We start from the raw sequence: 21,683 nt of genomic DNA on the forward strand, positions 1-21,683 counted from the left end.
AGCCGATGTTCGAATACGCACCCGCCCCCGAGTCCCGCTCGGTGGTGGACCTCAAAGCCTCCTACGGGCTCTTCGTCGACGGGGAGTTCGTGGACCCCACCGACGGCGGCACGTTCAAGACGGTCAACCCGGCCTCCGAGGAGGTGCTCGCCGAGGTCGCCGAGGCCGGCGCGCAGGACGTGGACCGCGCCGTCCGCGCCGCCCGCCAGGCGTACGAGAAGGTCTGGGGCCCGATGCCGGGCCGGGACCGGGCGAAGTACCTCTTCCGGATCGCCCGGATCATCCAGGAGCGCTCCCGCGAGCTGGCCGTGCTGGAGTCCCTGGACAACGGTAAGCCGATCAAGGAGTCGCGCGACGTCGACCTGCCCCTGGTCGCGGCGCACTTCTTCTACTACGCCGGCTGGGCCGACAAGCTGGAACACGCGGGCTTCGGCGCGAACCCGCGCCCCCTCGGCGTGGCCGCGCAGGTCATCCCGTGGAACTTCCCGCTGCTGATGCTGGCGTGGAAGATCGCCCCGGCGCTCGCCGCCGGCAACACGGTGGTGCTGAAGCCGGCCGAGACGACGCCGCTGACGGCACTGCTCTTCGCCGAGATCTGCCAGCAGGCCGACCTGCCCGCCGGCGTGGTCAACATCGTCACGGGCGCCGGCGAGACCGGCCGGGCGCTGGTCGAGCACCAGGGCGTGGACAAGGTCGCCTTCACCGGTTCGACCGAGGTGGGCCGGGCCATCGCCCGCGCCGTGGCCGGCACCCGCAAGAAGCTCACCCTGGAGCTGGGCGGCAAGGCGGCCAACATCGTCTTCGACGACGCCCCCGTCGACCAGGCCGTCGAGGGCATCGTCAACGGGATCTTCTTCAACCAGGGGCACGTCTGCTGCGCCGGCTCCCGGCTGCTGATCCAGGAGAACGTCGCCGACCGGGTGCTGGAGTCGCTGAAGCGGCGGATGGCCCAGCTGCGCGTCGGCGACCCGCTGGACAAGAACACCGACATCGGCGCGATCAACTCGGCCGCGCAGCTCGCGCGGATCCGGGAGCTGTCCGACGCCGGGTCCGCCGAGGGCGCGGAGCGCTGGTCGCCGCCGTGCGAGCTGCCGGAGCGCGGCTTCTGGTTCGCGCCGACGATCTTCACCGGGGTCACCCAGGCGCACCGGATCGCCCGCGAGGAGATCTTCGGCCCGGTGCTGTCCGTGCTGACGTTCCGCACCCCGGCGGAGGCCGTCGAGAAGGCCAACAACACGCCGTACGGGCTGTCGGCCGGGATCTGGACCGACAAGGGCTCCCGGATCCTGTGGATGGCCGACCGGCTGCGCGCCGGCGTCGTCTGGGCCAACACGTTCAACAAGTTCGACCCCACCTCGCCGTTCGGCGGCTACAAGGAGTCGGGCTACGGTCGCGAGGGCGGCCGGCACGGGCTGGAGGGCTACCTCAATGTCTGAGCGGGTCGCGGTACGCAAGACGTACAAGCTCTTCATCGGCGGGAAGTTCCCGCGCAGCGAGTCGGGACGGTCGTATCTCGTGCAGGACTCCAACGTGTCGCTCGCCTCCCGCAAGGACGCGCGGGACGCCGTGGTCGCCGCCCGCGCCGCCGTGAAGGGCTGGGCCGGGGCGACGGCGTACAACCGGGGTCAGATCCTCTACCGGGTCGCCGAGATGCTGGAGGGCCGGCGCGAGCAGTTCGTCGCCCTCGGCGTGCCCGGCGACGAGGTCGACGCGGCCGTGGACCGCTGGGTCTGGTACGCCGGCTGGTCCGACAAGCTGCCCCAGGTGTACGGCGGCGCCAACCCGGTCGCCGGGCCGTACTTCAACCTGTCGGCGCCCGAGCCGACCGGCGTGGTGGCCGTGGTGGCCCCGGAGTCCCCGGCGCTGCTCGGCCTGGTCAGCGTGATCGCCCCGGCGATCGTCACCGGCAACACCGTGGTCGTGGCGACCTCGCCGACGCAGCCCCTGGCGGCCGTGACCCTGGCGGAGGTGCTCGCCACCTCCGACCTGCCCGGCGGCGTGGTCAACCTGCTCACCGGCCGGATCACCGAGACCGTGCCGGCGCTGGCCGCCCACATGGACGTCAACGCCATCGACCTGACCGGCGTGACCGACGTCGAACTCGCGGTCGAACTGGAGGTCAAGGCGGCGCAGAACCTCAAGCGGGTGCTCCGACCGGCCCCGGCCGACCACGACTGGTCCGCCGACCCCGGCATCACCCGGATGACCACGCTGCTGGAGACGAAGACGGTCTGGCACCCCAAGGGGGTGTGACTGGTCGCTGTCCTGGGGTTTTCCGGGGAGCCCCGCCCGCTCCGGGCGGTCAGGCTTGATCCCTGCGCGGGCGGGGCTCCCCGGAAAACCCGTCCGTGGACAGGTTCGTGGGAGAGCTCGGCTCAGGTGTGCTGCGTCGGGTGGGGTGAGCGCTCGGGGTGCCGCCTTGGTGGGGTGGTCCGGTGTGCGGGGCGGGGCGGGTCTACTACGGGGGGTAGGATTGCGGCGTGACTCGGCTTGGTGATCTCGAACGTGCGGTGATGGACGTCTTGTGGGACTCGGTCCCGGGCACGTCGGACGGGATCACCGTGCGCGAGGTGGCCGACGCGCTGGACGGCCGCGAGCTGGCGTACACGACGGTGATGACCGTGCTGGACCGGCTCGCCGGCAAGGGCATGGTGCAGCGCGAGCGGGAGGGGCGGGCCTGGCGTTACCGGGCCGCCGCCAGCCGCGAGGCGTACATCGCCCAGCTCATGCTCGACGCCCTCGACCTCGGCGGCAGCCGGGACGCCGCGCTGGTGCGCTTCGCCCGATCGGTGACCGGCACCGAGGCCGAGGTGCTGCGCGCCGCCCTCGGGGCCGAGGCCGAAGGGGCCGGGCACGACGGGAGCGCGCTGACCGACCGGGTCGAGGCGCCGTCGGTCGACGGCCTGCCGCCCCGGACCGGCAAGGCAGCGGACAGGTAGGGCGACGGTCGTGGCGTACGCCCTGCACTTCGCCGCGTCGATGCTGGCCTGCTGGCTGACCGCGCAGGTGCTGGCCCGCTCCACCTGGACGTGGCGCAGTCCCCGGGTCGCGATCGTCTGCTGGCAGGCGGTCGGGCTGGCCCTCGGGCTCTCCGCCATGGGCGTGCCGATGGCGCTGGGCCTGTCCGCCTACGACCGCCCGACCGGCAGCGCGCTGGTCGCCCTCGCCACCGACCTCGCCCACGGCACCCTGCCCGTCGGGCTGGGCGCGCCGCACCTGGCCGCCGTCGGGGTGGGTTTCGGCATCGGCGCGGTGCTGCTGACCACGACCGTCCGCAGCGTCCACGGCACCGTACGCGCCCAGCGCCGGCACCGGGACCTACTCGCCCTGGTCGCCCGCCGGGACCCGACGGTGCCCGGGGCGCTGGTGCTGGACCATCCGAGCGCGGCGGCGTACTGCCTGCCCGGGATGAAGCCCCGGGTGGTGGTCAGCGCGGGCACGCTCGACCTGCTGGACAGTGCCGAGTTGGCGGCCGTGCTCGCCCACGAGCGGGCGCACGCCCAGGAACGGCACGACCTGGTGCTGCTGCCGTTCACCGCGCTCAGCCGGGCGCTGCCCTGGTTCGCCTGGGTCCGCGAGGCGCACGACCGGGTCGCCCTGCTGGTCGAGATGCGGGCCGACGACAAGGCCCGGGAGGCGCACGCCGACGCCCCGCTGGCCGGTGCGCTGCGCCGGTTCGCCGCAGCGGGCAACCGGGTCACTCCGGCCGGCACGCTCGGGCTGGGCGACCGGGACCTCGACGTCCGGGTGCAGCGGCTCCTGGTCACCGACCGGCCGCCCCGGCTGCTCGGGGCCGCCGCGCTGACCGTGGCGACCAACGTGGCCGCCCTGCCGGTCTCCCTCTTCCTGAACTGACCGGGCACCGGCCCGCCCCCGCACCGGCCCGCTTCCCTCGGCGGCACCCGGGGGCCGCCGGCGTGCTCCCGCGCACGGTGGAGTTACCGCCGCGTGGATCGCCTCCGGACATGCTGGGACCGGACCGCCCGCGTACGCGAACCGCCCGGCGCCCCAACCCTCCCCCACGGCTACTACAAATCGTCGTAGCATCGTCTACGACGGGCCATAGTAGTTATGCGTAGGTAACCTACGTGTAGGCTCGCTACGACAAGTGAGCCAACCGTACGGAGAGCCGGCCATGGACACCCTGCTCCTCGCCCGCCTGCAGTTCGCCACCACCACCTCGATCCACTTCCTCTTCGTGGCGGTGACCCTGGGCCTCGTGACCCTGCTGGTCGGTCTCCAGACCGCCTGGGTGATCACCAACAAGCCGGTCTACGAACGGCTGACCCGCTTCTGGGGCCAGCTCTACGTGATCAACTACGTGCTCGGCATCGCCACCGGCATCGTGATGGAGTTCCAGTTCGGACTGAACTGGAGCGGGCTGTCGCGCTACGTCGGCAACGTCTTCGGCGCACCGCTGGCCATCGAGACGCTTGTCGCGTTCTTCCTGGAGTCGACGTTCCTCGGCATGTGGATCTTCGGCTGGCACCGGTTGCGCCGGGGCGTCCACCTCGCCCTGCTCTGGGGCGTCGCGATCACCGCGTACGCCTCGGCGTTCTGGATCATGGTGGCGAACTCCTGGTTGCAGAACCCGGTCGGCTACGAGGTACGCGACGGGGTCGCGCATCTCACCGACTTCTCCGCACTGTTGGACAACCCCACCTTCCGCGTGGCGTTCGGGCACGTCGTCACGGCAGCGCTGCTGGTCGGCGGGATGCTGATGGCGGCGGTCAGCGCGTGGCACCTGCTCCGGCGCACCCCCGACTTCGCGCTGCACCGCAAGGGCCTGCGGATCGGCCTGATCACCTCCGCGGTGGCGATCTTCTTCGTGCAGGGCTTCGGCTTCGCCCAGTTCTTCGCGATCAGTGACGTGCAGCCCACCAAGTTCGGCGACGACGCCGCCGCCGCACCGCTGATCGCCGAATGGACCGCCCGGTTCGGCCCCGGTGACTACACGCCGCCGGCCCTCGCCAACGTCGGCCTCGGCTTCATGATCCTGATCGGTTTCACCCTCGGCCTGCTCTGGCTGATGCTCCCGCTGCTCTGGCGGGACTGGGTGATCCGGTTGCGCGTCCCGCTGCGGATCCTCCAGTTCGCCCTGCCGCTGCCGTTCGTCGCGCTGATCCTCGGCTGGATCACCCGCGAGGTCGGCCGCCAGCCCTGGGCCGCGTACGGGCTGCTGCCCGTGGACCAGGCGGTGTCGCCGGTCAGCCCCTGGCTGATGCTCACCTCGCTGATCGGCTTCAGCCTGCTGCTCGGCGCGCTCGCCGTCACCAACTGGGTGCTGCTGGCCCGGCACGCCGCCCGGGGCGCGCAGGACCCCGCCCTGGGCCGGCAACCGGACCAGCCGCCGGCCGACCCCCACCCCGAGCCCGCCTTCGCCTGAGGAGACGACCGTGGAACTCGCCTGGTACGCCCTGCTCGGCCTCTTCTTCGCCGTCTACCTGGTGCTCGGCGGCTACGACTACGGCGTCGGCCTGCTGCTCGCAAGGGACACCGACCCCGCCCGCCGCCGCGCCGCGCTCAACGCGGTCGGCCCGTTCTTCCTCGGCAACGAGGTCTGGCTGGTGGCCGCCGTCGGCATCCTGTTCGGCGCCTTCCCCGTGCTGGAGGGGGAACTGCTCTCCGGCTTCTACCCGGCGGTGCTCGCCGCGTTGACCGGGGTCATCCTGGTGACCGCCGGCGTGCAGCTGCGCAGCCGCCCCGACGGGCAGCGGGCCCGCGCCTGGTGGGACCGGATCGTGGTCGTCGGCAGCGTGCTCGCCGCGCTCGGCTGGGGCGCCGTGCTGGCCGGGCTGCTCCAGGGCGTACCGCTGCGCGCCGACGGCCACGTCGCCGGGGTGACCCACCTCTTCACCCCGTTCGTGGCCGCCGCCGGGCTCGCCGTCGTCGCGCTGGTCGCGCTGCACGGTGCGACCTTCCTCACGCTCCGGCTGCCCGCCGCCGACGCCGCGCCGGTCGGGCGACTGGCCGCCCGGCTCGTCCCGGTGGCGCTCACCACCGTCGGCGCGGCCACCGTCCTCGGCCTGCTCTCCGCCGACGTACGCGCCGCCGCACGGCAGCCGGTGGTGGGCGTACTGCTGCTGTCGTTGCTGGTCGCGGCGCTGCTGACGGCCCGGGCGGCGCTCGCCCGGCGGCGGCCGGGACTGGCCTTCGCCGCCACCTGCGCGTCGCTGGCGCTGCCGGTGGCGCTGGCCGGCGCGACCATCTGGCCCTACGCGCTCGTCTCCACGGTCGACCCGGGCGCGTCCCTGACCGTGGCCGACGCGGCGGCGAGCACCCCCACGCTGCGGCTGCTGAGCTGGGTGACGCTGCCGCTCCTGCCGGCCCTACTAGGCTTTCAGGCGATGTGCTGGTGGGTGTTCCGGGGACGGACCGACGGCAGGGCACCGGTGTACTGGTGAACCGCCGTCCCTTCGACCCGCGTCTGCTGCGCCGGGTCCCGGGGGCCCGGCGCGACCTCGCCGTGCTCGCGCTGCTCGGCGTGCTGGCCGCGGGGCTGGTCGTCGCGCAGGCCACGGCGCTGGCCGCGCTGCTGGCGACCGCGTTCGAAGGGCGGCTCGACCGGCCCGCGCTGGCCGGCTTCGCCACGGCGGTGGCCGCCCGCTCGCTGCTGGTCTGGGCGCAGGGCACGGTCTCGGCGCGGGTCGCGGCGACGGTCAAGGCGGCACTGCGGGCCGACCTGCTCGGGGCGGTCGGACGGCACGGCCCCGGCTGGGTCGCGGGACAGCGCGCCGGGCAGCTCGCCACGCTGACCGGGCGCGGGCTGGACGCGCTCGACGCGTACTTCACCGGCTACCTGCCGCAGCTGGTGCTCAGCGTCACCGTGCCGCTCGCCGTGCTGGCCCGGATCCTTTTCGCCGACTGGAGCTCGGCGCTGATCATCGCGGTCACCCTGCCGCTGATCCCGATCTTCGGCGCGCTGCTCGGCTGGCAGGCGCAGGCCGCCACCGAGCGGCAGTGGCGGCGGCTCTCCCTGCTCGGCGGCCACTTCCTCGACATGGTCGCCGGCCTGCCCACCCTGCGCGCGTTCGGCCGGGCCCGGGCGCAGACCGACGTGGTCCGCCGGATGGCCGACGGCCACCGGGTCGCGACCATGAAGACACTGCGGATCGCGTTCCTGTCCGCCCTGGTGCTGGAGCTGGTGGCCACCCTCTCGGTGGCGCTGGTCGCCGTGCCGGTCGGCGTACGGCTGCTCGGCGGCGGGCTGACCCTCCAGACCGCGCTGCTGGTGCTGCTGCTCACCCCGGAGGCGTACCTGCCGCTGCGGGCGGCCGGCGCCCGGTTCCACGCCAGCATGGAGGGGCTCACCGCGCTGGACGAGGCGCTGACCCTGTCGGCCGCCGCGCCCGCGCCGGCGCGCGGCGCGGGCGCGGCCGTCCCCGACGGCCGGGGCGAGATCCGGTTCGAGGCGGTGACTGTGGCGTACGAGCGGACCACCGCCCTGCGCGACGTCACGCTGACCATCCGCCCGGGCGAGCGCGTCGCCGTGATCGGCCCCAGCGGCGCCGGCAAGAGCACCCTGCTCGGCCTGCTGCTCGGCTTCGTCACCCCGACCGCCGGCCGGGTCACCGTGGGCGGGGTCGACCTGGCCGACGCCGACGCCGACGGCTGGCGCCGCCAGGTGGCCTGGGTGCCGCAGCGGGCCCACCTCTTCGCCGCCTCGCTGGCCGACAACATCCGGCTCGGCACGCCGGACACCCCCGACGAAGCGCTCGCCACGGCGGTCCACGACGCCGCCCTGGACGACGTGGTCGCCGGGCTGCCCGACGGGCTCGCCACCGTCCTCGGCGAACGCGGGCACGGCCTCTCCAGCGGGCAGCGGCAGCGGGTCGCGCTGGCCCGCGCGTTCCTGCGGGACGCGCCCGTGGTGCTGCTCGACGAGCCGACCGCCCGGCTGGACACCGCCGCCGAGGCCGTCGTCCTCGACGCCACCCGCCGGCTGGTGGCCGGGCGGACGGCGCTGCTGGTGGCGCACCGGCCGGCGCTGCTCGCCGACGCGGACCGGATCCTGCGCATCGAGGACGGCCGGGTCACCGAGCTGACGCCCACGGCGGCCGGGGAGGCCACCCGATGACCGACGAGCGGCCCCCCGCCGACGCCCGACCCACCCACGCGCCCGGTGCCGCCGACGACGCCCGGACCGACGCGCAGAGCGCCCTCGCGGCCGGCGCCACTGCCGACGCCCGGACCGGGCCGGGGCGCGCCGGCTCCGCCGAGCGGGCCGTGCTGCGGCTGGCCCGGCCGTACCTGAACCGGCTGCTCGGCGCGGGGCTGCTCGCCGCCGCCACCGAGTTCGCCGGCCTCGCCCTGATGGCCACCGCGACCTGGCTGCTGATGAGCGCCGCCGGCCAGCCCCCGCTGGACCGCCTCACCGTGGCGATCGTGGCGGTCCGGGCGCTGGCGATCAGCCGGGGCGTGCTCCGCTACACCGAACGGCTCGCCGGGCACGACGCCGTGCTGCGGCTGATCACCGACGTCCGGGCCCGGGTCTTCGGCACCCTCGCCGCCCGCCCGACGGCCCGGCAGCGCTCCGGCGACGCGCTGAGCCGGCTCGTCTCCGACGTGGAGGCCGTCCAGGACCTGCTGCTGCGGGTGCTGGTGCCGGCCTCGGCGGCGGCGCTGGTCAGCGTGCTCGCGGTCGGCGGGGCGGCGCTGATGTCGCCGGCCGCCGCCGGGGTGCTCGCGGTCGGGCTGCTGGTCGCCGGGGTGGCGCTGCCCGCCCTGGCCACCGCGCTGACCCGGCGCGCCGCCGCCGAACTGGCGCCGCTGCGCGGCGCCCTCGCCACCGACGCGGTCGACCTCACCCACGGCGCCGCCGACCTGGCCGCGTTCGGCGCCACCGGGCACGCGCTGGCGGCGGCCGGGGCACGGACCCGCCGGCTGGCCCGGTTGGAGCGGCGGCTCGCCGCCACGGGCTTCGCCGTCGACGCGGCGGGGGTGCTCGTGGCCGGGCTGACCGCCGGCGCGGTGGTGCTCGCCGCACTCGCCGACGACGTGGACGGGGTGCTGGTCGGCGTCCTGGCGGTCGGCACGCTCGCCGCCGTGGAGATCGCGCTGGCGCTGGTCGGGGCCGCCCGGCAGTGGACCCAGCTGCGGACCGGCCTGACCCGGGTCGCCGCCCTGCTGGACGCCCCGGCCGGTCCGGCCACCTCCGACGGCGCGGAGGTCGGCCCCGGGCCGTACGACGTCCGGTTCGAGGAGGTCACCGTCCGGTACCGGGAGGGCGCCCCGCCCGCCCTGGACGGGTTCAGCCTGGACCTGCCGCCCGGTCGCCGGGTCGCGGTGGTCGGGCCCAGCGGCGCCGGCAAGAGCACCCTGGCCGCCGTCCTCACCGGCGCGGTGCGCCCCGCACACGGCCGGGTCACCCTCGACGGACGCGGGCTGTCGGCGTACCGGACCGAGGAACTGCCCCGCGCGGTCGGCGGACTGCTCGCCGAGGCGTACGTCTTCCACGCCTCCGTGCGGGAGAACCTGCTGCTCGGGCGGCCTGCCGCCGGCGAGGAGGAGCTGGCGGCGGCGACCGCGGCGGCCGGGCTGCTGGACTGGGTGCACGAGCAGCCCGACGGCTGGGACACCGTGGTCGGCGAGGAGGGCGGCCAGCTCTCCGGCGGCCAGCGGCAGCGGCTCGCGCTGGCCCGGGCGCTGCTCGCGGCGCCGGGTGTGCTGGTGCTCGACGAGCCGACGGAGGGGCTCGATCCCGCCGCCGCCGACGCGGTGCTCGCCTCCGCGCTGGCGGCCACCCCGGCCGGGCACTCCGTGCTGCTGATCAGCCACCGGCTCAGCGGGCTCGCCGAGCTGGACGAGATCGTGGTGCTGGACGCCGGGCGGGTGGCCCAACGCGGCCGGCACGCCGAACTGGTCGCCGCCCCCGGCTGGTACCGGGACCAGTGGCTGATCCAGGAGGCGGCCGAACGCGGGTACCTGGCGCTGCGCCCCTGACCTCCGCCCGGCCCGACCGCCCACCGGCTCCGGGTCGGGCCAGGGTTTGTCCCCGACGACGTCCGGCGGCGACCCGTGACAGGGTGGGGGCCATGCGGGGCGAGGACGACGCGACGGCGGTGGAGGAACGGCTGCGGGAGCTGGGCGCGCACCTGCGGGGGCCGCGCCGGCTCAAGTCCGACCTGCTGACCGAGGCACGGCACGGGCTGCTGGACGCCGTCGACGCGTACCGGGCGGACGGGCTGCCGGCGACGGAGGCGCAGCGCCGGGCGGTGGCCGAGTTCGGCTCGCCGGCGCAGCTCGCCCCGGCCTACCAGGCGGAGCTGGCGGCGGGCGCGCTGCGCGGGCTGTCGCTGCGGGTCATCGCGCTCGCCACGGTCGCGTTCGTCGCCGGCGACCTCACCTGGCAGGGGTCGAGCTGGGGCGGCTCCCCGCCGCCGGCGGCCTACCAGCTGCTGTCGGCGTCGGTGGGCTGGATCTGGGCGGCGGCGTTCGCGCTGGCCGCGACAGGGCTGCTGCGGGCCGGCCGGGCGGCGCTACGCGGCGGCGCCGACCGGGCGGTGGGGGCGGCCCTCGTCGGGGTCCTCGCTCTCGGCGTACTGACCGGCTCGGCACTCTTCGCGTGGTCGATCGGCCTCTGGGACGACGCGCTCACCTGGCCGCCCATGATCATCGGCGCGGCGGTGGCCGCCGCCGGCTACCTCTGGCTCGGCCGGGCCGCCCGCACCTGGCTGCTCGCCGCCCGCTGATCCCGGCCACGGATCGGGCGCCCCACCCGGGTCGAGGGCTGCCGCCCGTCCCGCACGACGGACGAGGGACACCGGCCTGTCGCGACGACCGGTGCCCGTCAGGCCGACGCCGGCGGCGGGGTGTCGGTATCGAGGAACCGGCCGACGGTGGAGCGGAACTCGCGCCACCCGGACCGCTCGCCGGCCAGCGCCCGTCGACCCTCGTCGGTGAGTTGGTACGTCCGCCGTTCCCGCCCGTTGACGGTGCTCCAGGTGCTGACCACGTGGCCGGCCCGCTCCAGTCGGCGCAGCGCGGGATAGATCGTGCCGGTCGGCAGGTCGAGCTGCCCGTCGCTGCGGTTGCGCAGCGCCTCGATGATCGCGTAGCCGTGCAGCGAACCCTGCTCGAGCACCGCGAGCAGCAGCGCGTCGAGGTGTCCGTGCAGCGCCTGGGCCTTCATGCGTAGCAACGCTACTTGTCGGCCGCCCGCTCCGCCACCGGGGTGCGGGCACCGGTCTCCCGGAGACGCCCACTAGGGTATGTGCCCAGAGTCACTCGCCGGCGGCGGACGCCGGCGGGTGGGCAACCCGAAGCACACGGAGGTCAGCGTGGCCCGCCAGTCGCCCCAACGGCCCGACGCCGACGAGCCCGAGCTCGACGACGCCGACGCCCCGGCCGAGTCCGGCACCGCAACCGTCTCGGCCGAGGCCGCCCGCGCCCTCTGGGACGAGCTGCGCATCGACCCGGTGGAGATCGCGCTGCCCGCCGGCACCGGCTACACCCTGCGGGCCTACCGGCCGGCGCGGGAGCTGACCCCGACCGACGTCACCGAGCGCGACCAGGACGACCCGTTCCTGGCCCGCCGCCAGGTCACGGAGGAGGACGAGGAGGACGACGACGAGGCCGTCGTCATCCTCGACGAGGAGGTCGCCCAGGAGTTCGCCGAGAGCGACGACGAGGAGGCCAAGGGCCGCCGCCGCGACGCGACCGACGACGAGGACGCCGAGACCGCCGCCGAGGACGACGAGGACGAGGCGGGCGACGAGGAGGTGCCGGCCTTCCTCACCCACCGTGGGAAGCTGCTGCTCTTCAAGACGCCCGAGTCGCTGGTCAGCTTCATCCGCTCCGGGGCGCCGAACGACCTGTCTCAACTGGACAGCTGGAATGAACTGTCCGAACGGGTGGAGCCGGCCGACATCGCGCCGCTCGACGAGGACGTCTACGAGCTCGACCTGGTGGTGGAGAACCTCCGCGGCGGGCACGACACCTGGGACTGGACGCTGCTCATCGAGGCCGGCGAGGTGGCCCGTGACCTGGCGTACGCGCTGCGGCTGCCCTCGGTGCTGGACATGCTCTCCGCCGGCTCCAGCCTCGACGACCTGGACGAGGCGCTGCGCGCCTCGGTCGACGGCGGCGTCGGCGGGTTCTTCGGTCGGCGCCGGCTGAGGAAAATCGGGGCACAAACCGCAAGTCTGGGTTGGCGCACCATTGTCGGGAAGATCTCTGCGACGGTGGACTGGCGCGACTGACCCTTTACGGGGAGCATCAGTCTCTGGCAGTGAAAGCCTTGTGTCCCGGGAGGAGGACGACGCCGTGGCGCTCGTGCGCGTGTACTGCGGTCTGGCCTCGGCGGATCCGGCCGACCGACCGGTCTCGGCCGGTTCGACGCTGACGTCCGCTGTGGTCGACGACGCAGGCCGTCTGCTGCATGTCTGCGAGATCGGCGACGACCCCGCTGGCTACGCCCAGCTGGTCGCGCTGCTCGTGGAGCGGTCGGGCGGGCCGAGCGGTGCGGCCATCGCCGCCGACAGCGACGACCACACGGTCACCTCGCTGCTCAGCGCCGCCGGGCGTCCACTGGCGATCGCCGACGACGACTCCGTCGACGACTTCGCCGAGCGCTTCGCCGACGACGACTCCCTGGAGGAGATGCAGTCGCCCCCGGCCGAGCGGCGCGCCGTCGGCCTGGCCCGGGCCCTGCAGGCCGGCGCCCTCTCCGCCGTCACCCTCCCGGCCCCCCGGGACCTCGCCGGCTACAAGCAGGTCCTCGCCGCGCACGCCGCCCTGGCCAGCGGCCGGCACTCCGCCGCCGTCGCGCTGCGGGAGGTGCTCCGCGAGCTCTACCCGGCCGCGTTGCGGGCGTACCCGGACCCGGCCGAGCCGGTCTCGCTGGCCGTGCTGGACGCCCTGCCCGAGCCCGGCATGCTGAGCGGCACCGTGGGCCACGGCGACGACGCCCCGTCCCCCGCCGAGGCGGTCACGGCGCGGCTCGCCGCCGACGGGGTCGCCGACGCCGACGAGCTCACCTCAGCGGTGACCGCCCTGCGGGTGGCCATCAGCGAGACGCCCCGCCGCGCCACCGTCAACCGCGCCCTCACCTCCGCCGTGGCGGAGACCGTGCGGCAGGCGGTCGCCTCCGTCCGGGCCTGCGACGCCGGCTGCCAGGCGCTGGTGGGCGCGCTCAACGACCGGGTCGGCACGCCCGCCACCCCGGCCCCCGGACGCCGCGCCGCGATCCGGCACGCCGAACCGCTCGGCGACGCACCCGGCCTCACCACCACCGGCGGTGCCCTGCCCGGCCTCATCCCCACCGGCAACGGCCTGCGTGCCCTCCGGCCCGCCGAGCCCGAGCCCGCCCCGGGCGGTGGCCGCCGCAACCGGCCCGAGCCCGCCTCCGGCCCGACGCCGGCCGCGGCCCCCCGGCCGCTCGGCCCGCCGCCGGTCGCACCGATTCCCGTCACCCCGCCGCCGGTCGCGCCGGCGCCGGTGACGCCGGCCGCGGTCGCCGGTCCCCCGGTCTCCGCGCCCCCCACGCGCCCCGGGTCGCTGCCGAGCCGGATCGACGGCCCGACCAACCGCCCGGTGTCCGCGCCGCCGCCCCCGCCGCCGGGCATCACCCCCATCGCTCCGGCGCAGCGGGGCACGGTGCCACCGGCCGAGGCGGGAGAGCCGTTCCGCCCCACCCTGACCACGGCGGCGATCCAGAACGCCCGCGCGGAGCGCCAGCGCACCGTGATCCCGCCCCGCCCGAAGACCAACGGCGAGCCGGCCACGCCCACGGGCGGCTTCAGCGCCACCGACCTCAGCGTTCCCGTGCCCACGCCACGCCCCGGCCAGGAACCCACTTCCCCGGCCGCCCGGGAGGAGTCCGCTCCCCCCGGATCCCGGGCGAACTGGCCGCTGGTCAACAACCCGGAGGACCCGGCCGACAGTTCCGCCAAGAACCCGGTCGTCGGCTCCTACGGCGACCGCGGCGGTCGCGGCGTCGACGCCCCGACCGATCCGGGGGCGGAGCGCCGGGTCACCCCGCCCTGGTTGGCCGACGACCTGCCCCAGGAGCCTCCGGCGCTGCGGCTGGTCGAGCCGCCGCCGCTGGCGGACCGCGCGCTGCGCGGCGGGACGGGCCCGGCCGCCGACGCCCAGCCCGAGACGCCCCCGCTGCGGCTGGTCGACCGCGAGGGGACCGCCCGCAGTGGCCGGCCCGCCCCCCGCGAGGAGCGGCCGCCGACCGAGTACCGACCGGCACCGCGTGACGAGCGACCGTCCGCCGACTACCGACCGGCACTCCGCGACGAGCGGCCCGCACTCCGCGACGAGCGGCCGGTGCCCCGCGACGAGCGACCGGCGGCCGAGTACCGGCCGGCACCACGTGACGAGCGACCGGCAGCCGAGTACCGCCCGGCGCCCCCGATGGAGCGCCGCCCGCCGCCCGTGTCCGACGAGGGCGACGGCGACCTGCTGATCTTCGCCCAGGCCAAGTCCGCCTGGTTCGTGGGGCACGACGACGAGTCCGACCTGGAATGGTCGACCACGGCCGACACCGGCTGGCAGGCGGCCGAGCAGGCCGCCCGCCCGGCGGTCGGTGCCGAGACCTCGGCGGGGCTGCCGAAGCGGGTCCCCCAGGCCAACCTCGTCCCCGGCTCACCGCTGCGGGACGAGCGGCCCCTGCGGATCGTCCGCGACGCGGCGAGCCTCGCCGAGAACACCACCGGCTACTTCCGCGGCTGGCGCCGTGGGCAGGAGATCGGCGGGTTCGCGGTCGGCGGCCGACCCGGCCGGGAGGCCGCCGGCGGCTGGGACTTCACCCGCGACACGGGCGACCGCGACGACGACCGGGAATACGAGTACCGCTCCGCCGGCTACCGTTCCTGACCGCCGGGAAACCGCCTCCCACCTGCGTGTTCCTGCCCACACCCGGATAATTTGACGCCATGTCGCGGCGGCCGGGAGCATACCGGCGGAACAGCCGGCGGCAGGGGTCGCCGGGTGGGAAGGCGACTCATGGCGACATCGGCGAACGGCCCCTCCGTGTTCACCCGTCGGGGCCTGCTGGCCGCGACGGCCGGCACGCTCCTGCTCAGCGCCTGCGGGCGCGACGAGCCGGGCGGGGGCGATCGCGCCACGACGGTCGCGCCGGGCGGTCAGGAACTGCTGATCGGGGTCAGCCTGGAGCTGACCGGTCCCGGCGCCGCGCTCGGCGTCCTCCAGCAGCGGGCGCTGGAGATCACCCTCGAATCGCTCAACGCCAAGGGCGTGCCGATCGGCAACCTCCGCCGCGCCGTACGGCTGGAGGTGCGGGACAACGCCGGCAATCCCGCGCTGGCGGCCCGGCAGGCCACCGCACTGGCCCGCGACGGCGGCGTACACGCCCTGCTCGGCGGGACCATGGCCGAGACCTCGATGGCCCTGGCCGGGGTGGCGCAGAAGGAGCGGGTGCCGTTCCTCTCACTCGCCTTCGGCGACGGGATCGTGCTGCCGCTGGCGCAGCGGACGTACGTCTTCAAGATGACCCCGGACGCCGGCGACATGGCCCGACGGCTCGCCCGGCTCATCGCCTCGCAGCGGCTCTCCCGGGTGGCGCTGCTGGCCGCGGACGGCCTGCACGGCGACTCCGGCGTACGGGCCATGACAGGCGCCCTGCGGACGGCCGGGGTGGCGCTGAGCACCGCCACCCGGCTGCCCCGCACCGGCGAAGACCTTCGCCGGGCGGCCCGCGCGGCGACGGGCTCGCGCCCCGACGGGGTGGTGGTGTGGGCGACCGCCCCGGACTCGGCCGCCGCAGTCGGGGCGCTGCGCCGGGCCGGCTACGACGGGCCGGTGTTCCTCGACGCGGGCGGGGTCGCCGAGCAGACCCTGGAGGGCGGGAACGCGGCCCTCCTGGAGGGCGCGTACGCCGTCCACCCGACCTCGCTGGGCGGGGCGATGCTCGCCAACACCACCATGTCGGCGCTGGACCGCAAGGAGTTCGTCTACCGCTACGTCCAGCTGCACGGCGGGTTCAGCGGCTTCGCCCCGTACGCGTCCGACGCGGTGCAGCTGATCGCCGACGCGGCGCGGCTGTCGACCAGCGTCGACCGTGGACGGATCCGGGCGTTCCTGCAGAACCAGGTCACCGAGGGGATGGCGGGGATGTACTCCTTCACCCCCATCCGGCACGGCGGCATGGACCAGGGCTCGCTGGGCGTCTACACCGTCAGCGCGGGTGCCTGGACGCGGGTGTCCTGACCCCGCGCCACCTGGGCGCGGGCAGCGACGAGCGCCCGGTGGCGGCCGAAGCCGTCACCGGGCGTGTCGCGGCGATCAGGCCGGCGCCACGGCGCGCGAGCGCCGCATGGTCAGCACGTACTCGACCAGCGAGATCAGCACGTGCTTCGTCGACTCCCGGTTACGGGCGTCGCAGGCCACCACCGGCACGTCGCCGGGGATCGCGAGCGCGTCCCGGACGTCCTGCGGGTCGTGGTACTGCATCCCGTCGAAGCAGTTGATGGCCACCAGGTACGGCAGCCGCCGGTGCTCGAAGAAGTCGATCGCCGCGAAGCAGTCGGCCAGCCGGCGGGTGTCCACCAGCACGACCGCGCCGATCGCGCCGCGGACCAACTCGTCCCACATGAACCAGAACCGGGTCTGCCCCGGCGTACCGAACAGGTACAGGATCAGGTCACGGTCGATCGAGATGCGGCCGAAGTCCATCGCCACCGTGGTCGTCGTCTTGCCCGGCACCTGCCGGGTGTCGTCGACGCCCACGCCGGCGGAGGTCATGATGGCCTCGGTCGTCAGCGGCGTGATCTCCGAGACCGAGCCGACCAGCGTCGTCTTGCCGACGCCGAATCCACCGGCGATAACGATCTTCGCCGACGTCACGCGCCCACTCGGGGTCGGCGGACGGTGCGACATGTCAGAGCCTGCGAAGTCCACTCAGCACCCTCTCCAGCAGTTCAGTGCCCACCGCGTCGTCCGAGTCGTCCAAAATGGTCGGCTCGTGGACCGCGACCAGGCCGTCCGTCGCCATGTCGGCGATGAGCACCCGGGCCACACCGAGCGGGAGCTGCATCCGCGCCGCGATCTCGGCGAGCGACTGCACACGTCCATCACACAGCGCAGCGATGTACTGGTGCTCGCGGCCCTGAGCGCCGTTGCCATTGGCAGCGGCGCGGCCGCGCACCGTCGTCTCGACGAGCGCCTCCAGCGCGATGTCGAGGCGGGGGCGGGTACGACCACGGGTAACGGCGTATGGACGGACCAAAGCTCCGGTCGGTTCGTCACGATCGGCCATGTCGCCGCTCACCTCCCTCGCACCCGGCACCGGCTCCGGTTGGAGCCGTCGTCGTTGTCGTCGTCACCCCGCCGACCTCACGGGTCAACGGGTCGTCAGCCCAGCATTCCCGCAGCCGCGCGTGGCTGCGGGGTCAACGCGTCGCCCACCCGGTCGACCAGCAGGGCCATCTCGTAGCCCACCTGTCCCACGTCGCTGCTGCGGGCGGCGAGCACCGCGAACGACGACCCGTCCGAGATGGACATCAGGAACAGGAAGCCATTGTCCATCTCCACCACTGTCTGCAGCACCGCGCCTCCCTCGAAGCAGCGGGCCGCGCCCTGGGTGAGGCTGACCAGGCCGGACGCGATCGCGGCCAGCTGATCGGCCCGGTCCCGCGGGAGGTCCCGTGACGACGCGAGGAGCAGTCCGTCCGCGGAGACGGCGACCGCGTGCGCGACACCGGGTACCCGGTCGGCGAAGTTGGCGAGCAGCCAACCGAGATCCTGCGTAGTTGTCATCGTTCTTGCTCCTTCTGCCCGCTCCCGGCCATCGGGCCTGAGCCAGACTGCGAGGATTGCTGCCCTCCCGGAGTCGCCTCCGGGCTGGTCGGGTTGCTGTCCGACGGGTTCGTACGCCCCCGCTGCACGCCCCGATGGTAGGCCGAAAGCAGGCCTCGGACACCCTCCGGCGTACGCCGCTGCACCGCAATGGTGGGCTTCTCCACCGCGCCGGGCACCAGCTGCGCCATCGGGGTGCGCTTGGGTAGACCGGTCGAGGTGGTCGCCGCGACGGGCACCTCGGTCGCCGCCGAGGCGGCGCGCCACCCGTCGTCCGCCGCGGTCTGCCAACCACCGGTCTGTTGCGAGGACCGGCGATGACCGAAGCTGTCGGCGACGCCGGGGCGGGCACCCCCGTTGGCCGTCGGTCCGTTCTCGCGCGGCGCTCCTCCGGCCGCCGGAGTGTCTGCCATCGGTGCGTTACCTGTCGTCCCGGGTGGTGTCGGCTGCACGGCCCGACCATCGGCGTCGACCCGGGCGAACTGCTGGGTCGGTGCACCGTTGGTCGGCGTCTTCTCGGCGGCCGGCGCCGCCTCCTCCGACCCCGGGCGGCGGGTACGGAACCAGGCCGACTCGAGCTCCCGGAAGATCGGCAGCTCCATCGTCTCGTCCGCGTACCGCTGCCGGGTCTGGGCCGGCGGCGTGGTCGGCCGCGCCTGCGGGACGGCCGGTGCCGACCGCTCCGCCGGCGCGGGAGCCTGGGCCGCCGGGGCCGGCGCGCCGGAGCGCGGCACCCGCGGCAGTTCGGTCGTCATGTCCAGCGCGGCGGCCAGCCGCTCGGGCACCGGCGGGGTCGCCACGTCACGGTCCGCACCGGCGACCGGCGGCCAGGCCGGCGGCGCCGGCGTGCTCGGACCCGGCGTGCCGGGGGCCGGACGCTGCGGCAGCGGGCCGGTCGACGGCGGCGAGTACGGCGGGCCGGAGTACGGCGCGGCCGAGACCGGCGGGCCGGAGTACGGGTGGCCGGAGACGGGTGACGCCGAGACCGGCATGCCGGAGACCGGCGGGCCGGACACCGGGGGCGCGGAGTAGGGAACCGGCGGGGTCGACACCGGCGGACCCGCGTAGGGCACGGGCGGCGCGGAGACCGGCGGGACGGAGTACGGCCGGGCCTCGGGGCTGCTGGGCAGCTGCCGCGGGACGGCCTGCTGCTGGCCCGTGGCGTCCTGGTCGTCGGCCAACCGGCGCTGCGGTAGCGGGTCGATCGGCTCGCCGTTCGACGTACGCGGCCGGTAGGCCTCGCCGCCGTCGAAGCCGCTGGCGCCGGTCAGGTCCGACCAGGCCGGCATGGATCGCGCCGAGCCGGCCGAGGCCGGCGTGCCGGCCCCGTTGCGCGGCGCCGGGTCGAACGGCCGGCCGCCCAGGGTGACCTGGTTGCCGGACTCGCCGGGGCGCTGCGTGGGCATCGGGTTGGCCGGGCCGTTGCCGAGCGCCGGCAGCGCGCCGAAGGCGGGGGCCGGGCCGTACGACTGCGGGCCGGGCGCCGGCAGCGCGGGCGACGACTGCGGGCGGCCGGAGAGCGCCCGGGGCACGAGCACCGAGGTCGGCATGACCACCTCGGCGACGGTCCCCCGGTCGGTACCCGGACGCAGCTCGACCTTGACGCCGTGCCGGGACGCCAGCCGGGCGACCACGACCAGGCCCATCATCCGCGAGACGGCCACGTCGACCTGCGGCGGCGTAGCGAGCCGCTCGTTGAGGTCGTGGAGCTGATCGGGGCTGATCCCGATGCCCCGGTCCTCCACGTAGAGCGACGCGCGGTCGCCGACGCGCCGGGCCTCCACCATGATGTGCGAGTCCGGCGGCGAGAAGGCGGTGGCGTTGTCGAACAGCTCGGCGACCAGGTGGACCAGGTCGTTGACGGCGTGCGCCGCGACCTCGATGTCCCGGTCGATGACCCCGAACTCGATCCGGGTGTAGTGCTCGACCTCGGACTGGGCCGCCCGGAGCACGTCGATCAACGCGGCCGGCTGCCGCTGCACGCGGGTGGAGTCGGCGCCGGCGAGCACCAGGAGGTTCTCGTCGTTACGGCGCATCCGGGTCGCCAGGTGGTCGAGCTGGAACAGCTCGGCCAGCCGGTCCGGGTCCTCCTCGCCGCGCTCCAGCCGGTCGAGGTGACCGATCAGGCGGTCGACCAGGATCTGCGACCGGCGGGCCAGGTTGACGAACATCGTCGCGACGGACGCGCGCAGCGCGGCCTGCTCGGCAGCGGTGCGGACGGCCTCCAGGTGGACCGCGTTGAACGCCTCGGTCACCTGGCCGAACTCGTCCTTGCTGCGCACCGGCAGCGGCTCGGCGATCTGGTTGGCGAGCTGCACCGGGGAGAGCTGACCGGTCACCTTGGGGTCGCGCAGCCGGGCCACGGCCTGGGGCAGGCCGTACTGGGCGATGGAGAGGGCGCCCTGACGCAGGTCGCGCAGGGAGCGGGCCATCGAGCGGGCGACCAGGTAGGCGAAGAGGATCGCCAGGAGCAGCATGCTGAGCAACAGGCCGGTCTCCAGGAACACCTGGCGCTGCACGTCCGAGCGGAGGTTCTCGGCACCCGCGACGACCTCACGGTCGATCTTCGTCTCGACCGTGCGGATCAGCTTGGCGTTGGCCACCATCGCCGCGTCCCACTGGTCGGCGTCGAACGGGGCGCCGGTCAGGCTGTCGGCGGTGGTGATGCCGTTGAGCCAGCTGTTGTAGGTGTTCGCCTCGCGCAGGTCGGGGCCGGCGACCATCTGGGCGTAGTACTCCTGCTCCGGCTGGCTGGCCACCACCTGGAAGCTCTGCAGCCACTGGCTGGAGCCGGTGCTGGTGGCGATGTACTCGTTGCGCAGGTTCGGGGTGAGCCGCTGCTGGATGAACGCCCGGTGCACCACGTCGCGGCGGCGGGAGAGGAACTCCTTGTTCCGGGCGGTGGCGGTCGAGGCGCGCATCTTGTCGCTGAGCTCGTTGTCGCCGGCGAGCTGGGTGGCCGAGTCGCGGATGCTGATCAGGTCGTCGATCAGGCCGTCGTAGGCCTGCATGGCCGGCACGAGCCCGAGCTTGCCGTTGAAGACCTGGCTGCGGGTGCCGGGCAGGTCGGTCAGCGTCTGGTCGATCTCGCCCAGCAGGCCGTCGAGGTTGGCCGGGAGGTCCTCGACCTCGGCCCGCTGCTGGGAGTACCGCCCCTTGGCCTCGTCGACCTCGGTGTTGGCCCGCTCGTACGCCTGCTTGTAGCGGGCGTTGTCCTGGCCGCGCGGGACGCCCAGCAGGCGCAGCGCGTTGGTCCGCTCGTCCTGGAGGGTGTCGACCAGGTTGCCCGAGTGGCCGACGAGGTTGGCCAGGTCGCCGGCCCGGTTGGCGTTGTTGAGGGTCTCCAGGTGGTCGACCAGACCGCTGGTGCCCACGACCACCGTGGCGATGGTCGGCACGATCATGATGAGACCGAGCTTGGACCAGATCGGCATGTCGCGGAACCGACCGGCCGGCCGGCGCAGACGCGACAGGAAGGAGCCCGCCGGCTTTGGCCGTTTGCTCACGTCACCGCCCTCGCGATTTCTGGTTCCGCGTTGCCCCTGGACAAGGACCAGCGGCCGACCCTGCGGGCCGGACCATTCGAGATTCCATCACGCTACCTGCGAAAGAGAAAGCCCAGGTTGGCCGCAGCCAGCGGTGTGATGAGATGTTGATGCAATTTGATAGCAATCCGTCTGGCCGGAGTCACTGAAGGTAATGAAGCACCCTCATCGCGTTGTCCTGCTCGCCGGTCCGTCCGGGTCGGGAAAGTCGTACATAGCGCAGCGAACCGGTCTTCCGGTGCTCTGCCTGGACGACTTCTACAAGGACGGTGACGACCCTACGTTGCCGCGACAAAACGGCCTGGTGGATTGGGAGTCTCCCCGCTCCTGGGACGCCGCGGCGGCCGTGGAGACGATTGCCCGACTGGCCAGGGA

At 74.6% G+C, this 21,683-nt stretch carries 17 protein-coding genes; 12 read left to right on the plus strand and 5 right to left on the minus strand.

All coding sequences use genetic code 11. The annotated features are described in order from the left end of the window. Window positions 1–5 precede the first annotated feature (5 nt). From ACPXCB_RS20550 to ACPXCB_RS20590, 9 genes are all read left to right on the plus strand, one after another. The gene (locus tag ACPXCB_RS20550) at window positions 6–1,436 is read left to right on the plus strand and encodes an aldehyde dehydrogenase family protein (protein ID WP_425877240.1); all 1,431 of its coding nucleotides are present in this window, start codon (window positions 6–8) and stop codon (window positions 1,434–1,436) included. After that, window positions 1,429–2,253 carry an aldehyde dehydrogenase family protein gene (locus tag ACPXCB_RS20555; RefSeq protein WP_425877241.1) on the plus strand — a complete coding sequence of 275 codons (825 nt, stop codon included), beginning with the start codon at window positions 1,429–1,431 and terminating at the stop codon, window positions 2,251–2,253. Before ACPXCB_RS20550 ends, ACPXCB_RS20555 begins: the two co-directional genes overlap by 8 nt. Before the next feature lie 227 nt (window positions 2,254–2,480). Next, a complete protein-coding gene (locus tag ACPXCB_RS20560; protein WP_357579986.1) occupies window positions 2,481–2,939 on the plus strand; it encodes a BlaI/MecI/CopY family transcriptional regulator in 459 nt (152 codons plus the stop codon). 10 nt (window positions 2,940–2,949) lie between these two features. Continuing rightward, window positions 2,950–3,855, plus strand: a complete 906-nt coding sequence (locus ACPXCB_RS20565; protein WP_425877242.1) for a M56 family metallopeptidase — start codon at window positions 2,950–2,952, stop codon at window positions 3,853–3,855. A 280-nt stretch (window positions 3,856–4,135) separates the two neighbouring features. Further along, entirely contained in the window at window positions 4,136–5,386 is a 1,251-nt protein-coding gene (locus ACPXCB_RS20570) for a cytochrome ubiquinol oxidase subunit I (protein ID WP_425877243.1), read from the plus strand. Window positions 5,387–5,396: 10 nt separating this feature from the next. Next, on the plus strand, window positions 5,397–6,404 hold the full coding sequence (locus ACPXCB_RS20575; RefSeq protein ID WP_425877244.1) for a cytochrome d ubiquinol oxidase subunit II: 1,008 nt from the start codon (window positions 5,397–5,399) through the stop codon (window positions 6,402–6,404). Beyond that, the gene (gene cydD / locus ACPXCB_RS20580) at window positions 6,401–8,077 is read left to right on the plus strand and encodes a thiol reductant ABC exporter subunit CydD (RefSeq protein ID WP_425877245.1); all 1,677 of its coding nucleotides are present in this window, start codon (window positions 6,401–6,403) and stop codon (window positions 8,075–8,077) included. The genes ACPXCB_RS20575 and cydD overlap by 4 nt, the downstream gene beginning before the upstream one ends. Next, a complete protein-coding gene (gene cydC / locus ACPXCB_RS20585; RefSeq protein WP_425877246.1) occupies window positions 8,074–9,942 on the plus strand; it encodes a thiol reductant ABC exporter subunit CydC in 1,869 nt (622 codons plus the stop codon). Before cydD ends, cydC begins: the two co-directional genes overlap by 4 nt. A gap of 92 nt (window positions 9,943–10,034) precedes the next feature. Then, window positions 10,035–10,691 (plus strand): permease prefix domain 1-containing protein, encoded by a 657-nt coding sequence (locus ACPXCB_RS20590; protein WP_425877247.1) that lies wholly within the window; start codon window positions 10,035–10,037, stop codon window positions 10,689–10,691. Between the two features lie 98 nt (window positions 10,692–10,789). Here ACPXCB_RS20590 and ACPXCB_RS20595 read toward each other — a convergent pair whose 3' ends face one another. Beyond that, the gene (locus tag ACPXCB_RS20595) at window positions 10,790–11,131 is read right to left on the minus strand and encodes a PadR family transcriptional regulator (RefSeq protein ID WP_425877248.1); all 342 of its coding nucleotides are present in this window, start codon (window positions 11,129–11,131) and stop codon (window positions 10,790–10,792) included. Window positions 11,132–11,249: 118 nt separating this feature from the next. Here ACPXCB_RS20595 and ACPXCB_RS20600 point away from each other — a divergent pair, with 118 nt between their 5' ends. The 3 genes from ACPXCB_RS20600 to ACPXCB_RS20610 all read left to right on the plus strand — a co-directional run bounded on the left by ACPXCB_RS20600 (window position 11,250) and on the right by ACPXCB_RS20610 (window position 16,176). Next, complete coding sequence (locus ACPXCB_RS20600) at window positions 11,250–12,200, plus strand: DNA primase (RefSeq protein ID WP_425877249.1); 951 nt, start codon at window positions 11,250–11,252, stop codon at window positions 12,198–12,200. Window positions 12,201–12,240: 40 nt separating this feature from the next. Beyond that, complete coding sequence (locus tag ACPXCB_RS20605) at window positions 12,241–14,823, plus strand: transposase (RefSeq protein ID WP_425877250.1); 2,583 nt, start codon at window positions 12,241–12,243, stop codon at window positions 14,821–14,823. A 129-nt stretch (window positions 14,824–14,952) separates the two neighbouring features. After that, entirely contained in the window at window positions 14,953–16,176 is a 1,224-nt protein-coding gene (locus ACPXCB_RS20610; protein ID WP_425877251.1) for an ABC transporter substrate-binding protein, read from the plus strand. Between the two features lie 75 nt (window positions 16,177–16,251). Here ACPXCB_RS20610 and ACPXCB_RS20615 read toward each other — a convergent pair whose 3' ends face one another. From ACPXCB_RS20615 to ACPXCB_RS20630, 4 genes are all read right to left on the minus strand, one after another. Continuing rightward, the gene (locus ACPXCB_RS20615; protein WP_132231432.1) at window positions 16,252–16,845 is read right to left on the minus strand and encodes a GTP-binding protein; all 594 of its coding nucleotides are present in this window, start codon (window positions 16,843–16,845) and stop codon (window positions 16,252–16,254) included. Between the two features lies 1 nt (window position 16,846). Beyond that, on the minus strand, window positions 16,847–17,224 hold the full coding sequence (locus ACPXCB_RS20620; RefSeq protein ID WP_132232372.1) for a DUF742 domain-containing protein: 378 nt from the start codon (window positions 17,222–17,224) through the stop codon (window positions 16,847–16,849). A gap of 95 nt (window positions 17,225–17,319) precedes the next feature. After that, window positions 17,320–17,724 (minus strand): roadblock/LC7 domain-containing protein, encoded by a 405-nt coding sequence (locus tag ACPXCB_RS20625; protein ID WP_007455462.1) that lies wholly within the window; start codon window positions 17,722–17,724, stop codon window positions 17,320–17,322. Beyond that, on the minus strand, window positions 17,721–21,269 hold the full coding sequence (locus ACPXCB_RS20630) for a nitrate- and nitrite sensing domain-containing protein (protein WP_425877252.1): 3,549 nt from the start codon (window positions 21,267–21,269) through the stop codon (window positions 17,721–17,723). The genes ACPXCB_RS20625 and ACPXCB_RS20630 overlap by 4 nt, the downstream gene beginning before the upstream one ends. Window positions 21,270–21,683: the final 414 nt, after the last annotated feature.

The sequence above is a fragment of the Micromonospora sp. DT62 genome (assembly GCF_049847285.1).
In the GTDB taxonomy this organism is placed as follows: Bacteria; Actinomycetota; Actinomycetes; order Mycobacteriales; family Micromonosporaceae; genus Micromonospora; species Micromonospora reichwaldensis.

Excerpts from the sequence above, each read along its gene's own strand:
- ACPXCB_RS20550 (WP_425877240.1), top strand. The coding sequence starts at position 6 with ATGTTCGAATACGCACCCGCCCCCGAGTCCCGCTCGGTGGTGGACCTC.
- ACPXCB_RS20555 (WP_425877241.1), top strand. The coding sequence starts at position 1,429 with ATGTCTGAGCGGGTCGCGGTACGCAAGACGTACAAGCTCTTCATCGGC.
- ACPXCB_RS20570 (WP_425877243.1), top strand. The coding sequence starts at position 4,136 with ATGGACACCCTGCTCCTCGCCCGCCTGCAGTTCGCCACCACCACCTCG.
- cydC (WP_425877246.1), top strand. The coding sequence starts at position 8,074 with ATGACCGACGAGCGGCCCCCCGCCGACGCCCGACCCACCCACGCGCCC.
- ACPXCB_RS20590 (WP_425877247.1), top strand. The coding sequence starts at position 10,035 with ATGCGGGGCGAGGACGACGCGACGGCGGTGGAGGAACGGCTGCGGGAG.
- ACPXCB_RS20595 (WP_425877248.1), bottom strand. The coding sequence starts at position 11,131 with ATGAAGGCCCAGGCGCTGCACGGACACCTCGACGCGCTGCTGCTCGCG.
- ACPXCB_RS20610 (WP_425877251.1), top strand. The coding sequence starts at position 14,953 with ATGGCGACATCGGCGAACGGCCCCTCCGTGTTCACCCGTCGGGGCCTG.
- ACPXCB_RS20615 (WP_132231432.1), bottom strand. The coding sequence starts at position 16,845 with ATGTCGCACCGTCCGCCGACCCCGAGTGGGCGCGTGACGTCGGCGAAG.
- ACPXCB_RS20620 (WP_132232372.1), bottom strand. The coding sequence starts at position 17,224 with ATGGCCGATCGTGACGAACCGACCGGAGCTTTGGTCCGTCCATACGCC.
- ACPXCB_RS20625 (WP_007455462.1), bottom strand. The coding sequence starts at position 17,724 with ATGACAACTACGCAGGATCTCGGTTGGCTGCTCGCCAACTTCGCCGAC.